2 protein-coding genes are annotated in these 4,828 nt (G+C 46.4%); both read left to right on the forward strand.

The window, feature by feature from the left end; translation table 11 throughout:
* A partial coding sequence (locus tag ACFIJZ_RS09220; protein ID WP_375631828.1) for a ShlB/FhaC/HecB family hemolysin secretion/activation protein occupies positions 1 to 435 on the forward strand: 435 nt, incomplete at its 5' end.
* 25 nt (positions 436 to 460) lie between these two features.
* Positions 461 to 4,828 (forward strand): filamentous hemagglutinin N-terminal domain-containing protein (locus ACFIJZ_RS09225; RefSeq protein ID WP_375631830.1); only part of this gene is annotated, 4,368 nt, incomplete at its 3' end.

Below are 4,828 nucleotides of genomic sequence, written 5' to 3' on the forward strand. Positions count from 1 at the left end.
AAGGTAGGGGGCTTGGACTTTATACTGAGCAATCTTTTGAGTGGTCAATATTCACCGCATAATTTATTGGGTGCTGAACAGATTTCGTTGGGGGGCGCTTCCAATGTTCGTGGCACGCGTGAGAGTTTGCTTTTTGGCAATAACGGTTTTTTTAGCCGGAATGATTTGTTGCTACGCACCATTCCGTGGAGCAATCACACGACCTTCAAAAAGGTTTTTGGAGAACTTCGCCCTTATGTTGGTTTGGATTATGGGCGTGTTTTTGCACAACCCTTGTATGGGATTAAGAGTGACCAGCTTGCCGGTTGGACAGCGGGTGTCAAGCTTGCGGGAGGCATGGTCTCTCTTGATGCTAGTTATTCCAGTATTTTTTGGAGCACAGTTAAGCACAAAAAATCAGGAACATTTTTTATGACATTAACAATGGAACTTTAAGCGTTTTTTATTGGGGAGTTAAAGTATGAGATATGAGAAGAGAGCAGAAAGAGTAGCTTTATTAGGTGTTTTGGTCTCCAGTACGATGCTCAAAAAGGTTTTATTTGGGGGACTTGGTTTTTCTTGTTTGTTAGCCCCTTCAGCGTTACAGGCACAAATTACTGTGGATCCTAACGCGAATGCCGCCCATCGCCCAGATATAGTAGCAGCGCCTAATGGGGTTCCCTCGATTGATATTGTTACCCCCAATGGCAAGGGCTTATCACACAATAAATATAACGATTTTAATATTGGAAATCCAGGTGTGATTTGGAACAATCATGCGCAAGAAGTGGGGCAATCGCAGTTGGGGGGCATTATGCCGGGCAATCCGCATTTGCGCCTCACGGGTTCGGCGAAAGTGATTTTAAATGAAGTGACCAGCAGCAAGCGCAGTGCGCTTCATGGTCCAGGAGAGGTTTTTGGGAGCCCCGCCGATGTGATTATAGCCAATCCCAATGGGATAAGCTGTGATGGTTGTGGCTTTATCAATACACCCCATGCGACTTTAACTACAGGTGTTCCCGAAATTGATGCGAGCGGTTTTTTGAAAGGCTTTGAGGTGCGAGGTGGGGATATCACCTTTGGCGCCAAGGGAGCCAATTTTTTCTCTGGCCAAGGGGCTGTTGATATTGTCGATATTGTCTCACGCACGGTGCATTTTGAAGGAGCTGTTGCGGGCAGAGAAATTGGTGTGACAGCAGGGACGGGTCACTTTGATTATGCTTCTCGTGAGATGAAAGAGCTAACTGATATTACTGGTAAACCGGAATATGCGATAGATGGTTCTGCTTTGGGGGCTCTACAAGCGGATCAGATTAAACTTGTGGCAACAGAAAAAGGTGTTGGGGTTCGTATGCGCCATGATATGGCAGCCAATGCGGGGCAGTTGCATCTTTCTGCTGACGGGAAAATCTCGTTGAAGAATGTTTTTGGTCATGGGGGCGTTGTCCTCAAATCGAAAAGCCAGAGCGTATTGGCAAAGCACATCACCTCGAAAAAGCATATTGATATTGCCGCCCATAAGGATGTGACGTTAGAAACGGTTGGTGCTGATGGTCATTTGAAGATAGAGGCGCAGGATGGGCTTTTATCGATTGCCGGTAAGGCAACCTCTGGGGGCAATATGGAGCTTTCTTCGCGCCAGACACTTCAAGTTTCAGGGCTAGGGTCAGGTGCTGATATGGCTCTTGAAGCGGGCGGAGACTTGAAGCTTGAGGGGATTGTTTTAGCGCAAGGGAACCTCAAGGCGCATGCCGGTGGTGATATACAGGCGCAGCTTTTAGCCGGTGGGGTTGATATGGCGGCAACGGGTGCTGCTGGTGTTGTTGTTCTTGGCACCCAAGGGGATGTTGATCTCCAGAGCAGTCAAGGTGCGATTGTCGCTGAAAGTGTTTATGGGGCAGGAGATATCACCCTGGTTTCTCATAATGGGCTATCTGTTTCTCAAACAATTCTGTCGCATCAAAATGTTGCCATTCAAGCACAACCAGAAACAAATGCCCCCGTTCATTTTAGACAACTTTTAGCCTATGGTAAGGCAAATATTGAGGGTGGGGCGGTTGACTTTTCTTCGCTGATGACGGGTGAAAAAGCTGTTTTAAAGGTTGGCAGCCTTGATGCTGGCACACTGATGACAGGTGTCGTTTCTACGGGCGGTTCAGGGGATCTTGTTTTAGATAAAAACGGTTTTCTTTTGATTACAGCAAAAGAAGGGGTGAAGGTTGGTCAGATTGCCAGTGGTGGCAATATTGAAATTTTTGCAGGCAACGACATCTATTATGATCAGGTCATGGGCTATGGCAGCGCAACATTGACATCGGTATCTGGAGAGATCAGTGTTGAGAATGTGTTGTCTGCTGAGGGGGATGTGAGATTGACAGCAAACACTCTCGATTTAAGCAATAATCGTTCTCATATTTACACGCCGCAAACGCTGTATTTAATTGCAGATCATATTGATGTCTCAGAGAGCGAATTGGCTTATGGCGGTTTAGACTTTCAAAGCACCAATGCCCTTGAGATTCACCATGCGCGGCTACAAGCCGTGACAGATCAGGGAGGGACTGGAGATATTCTTTTTGTTGCCCCAAGCGTTATGGTTGATGAGACAACGTCGGTTTTAGCAGCACGAGATTTCGTGATCAAAACGGGGGAGCTTGGAAATAGCGGTCAATTGGCATCGGGGCAGGATTTAGTCTTTAGCGTGACGGGCAATGTGACCAACAACAAAACGGGCTTAATTTATGTGAAGGGCAATGGTGCTTTACAAGTTGATGGTGCTTTGCTCAATGATTTTGGCACCATAATGACAGAAGGTGATTTATCTTTCACCAATGCAGATGGCAGCGGAAAAAGCCTTTCGCTTGTGAACAAAGCAGGCTTTATTCAAGCTGGTGGAAACTTAAATATCCAAACCAACACCCTAAAAAACGAAGCCGATAGCACGCCTGTCATCACGGAAAAAACGGAATATAGCGATATTTCTTTCCAAAGACCAAAGGGTTCTGATAGGCTCAGTGATGGGATGTTATATCAAGATGGTCCCAACCTTTGGGGAAAGGGACACGAACATCAAAGTCATACCGGACCTTTTGACGGGCACGTAAGAATTTTCTTGGATGTTCCTCTTTGGTCGAGCAAAGAAGAAACCTATGGCACCGCAATTTCAAGCGATGGAACAGTCTATAAGGCATTTACTTGGGAATTTAAGCCTGTCTATGATCAAAAGTCCGTAAAACGCTATCGATGGAATGGTGATAGATGGGGGTTCTTATCCCCAAACGAAGACTGGTCACACATGACAGAAAAGACTGTCACGCAAGGTTTTTCTCATAAACCAGTTTCGGGGGTAATACAATCTAGTGGCAATCTCATCATTAACGCTGATACCATTGACAACCATTATAGCTCTATAGAAGCAGGGGGTAATGCCGATATCCACGCCAATGTGCTGACCAATTTAGGTGCAACGGCTTATAAAAAAACTTATCTGGGTTGTAATGCCAATACGCAGGATGGTTATTGTTATGGCTATAAAGCTGATGGAAGCCGCGATGTTTCTTTAGATATAGCCGATGGCAAGGATCGCCATACTGGTTCAGAAGCTCTTGATGCAGCTCCTGGTCTTGTCCAAGCGGGTGGCACGTTGAATTTGGTGGTCGATCAACTCAATAACACGGCAGCGGAAGGTTCGATTACAGGGGATGCGCATTTTAAAGCACAAGCAGCTGAACGTAAACCACTGGAGTCCTTAAGTGGTTTAACCGGGGTTGATGCTCTCTTTACACCAAAAGTGGATCTCAATAATGCGGGGGAACTTGCTGAGGGGCTTCCTTTACCAAAGCCCCAATCGGGTGGGGTTGGGGGCACGCTACCCAATCAAAATTTCATTTATGAAACGCGGGCAGAATTTCTTGATGTCGGCAAGTTTTATGGTTCAGCCTATTATTTGAACAGAATTGGCTACAATCCTGATCGGGAGATTTTTTTCTTAGGCGATGCTTATTTCGAAAAGCAGCTGATTGAAAAACAAATGCGTGATCTGGTTGGTCAAGGTTTGGGTAAAGGCTCCTTTATTCCTGGAAGTGATGCCATTGAACAAGTCAAAACCTTGCTGGATGTCGGGGCAGAATATGCAAAAGCACACAATCTCCCCTTTGGTGAGGCTTTGAGTGAAGAACAATTGGCGTCCCTAGAAGCCCCGATGGTGATTTATGTGCGCCAACAGGTCAAGGGCATGGATGTTTACGCACCGGTGCTTTACATCCCTGAAAAAGACAGAGCCTCCTTTGTTTCTGCTGGGGCTTTGATCATGGGCGATGATGTCAATATCACCAGCCAAAATACAAGCAATTCCACAATAACCAATTCAGGGTGTATTGCGGCAAACCACCAATTGCATGTGCATGGCGGGGATATCCTCAGTCAAGGAGGGCATTTTGCGGCGGGTGGGGATGCTGTTCTCCTTGCGGAGAAGAATATTCGTTTGGATGCAGGGCGCACAACGGTTGACGGCGTGGAGACCGTATTAAACACCGAGGCGCTTTCTGCTGGTGGTAATGCAACGGTGATTGCTAAACAAAATATCACAGCCTCCGGGGTGGGGATCACTACCGGAGGTGATCTTGCCATGGCTACAGAACAAGGTAACTTGACGATCGGTTCAGCAGAAACCCATTACCATGATGAACAGGGTGATGCCACCATGCATCATAAATCAGAAGTCAACTCTGGTGGCTCAACGACACTTCTCTCTGGACAAGATTTGAATATTCTAGGCTCTGATGTTCAAGCAACGGATAAACTTCTCTTGCAAGCTGAGAGCAATGTTTCGATTGATGCCACACGCAAC

This window comes from Bartonella sp. CL70QHWL, assembly GCF_042194855.1.
In the GTDB taxonomy this organism is placed as follows: domain Bacteria; phylum Pseudomonadota; class Alphaproteobacteria; order Rhizobiales; family Rhizobiaceae; genus Bartonella.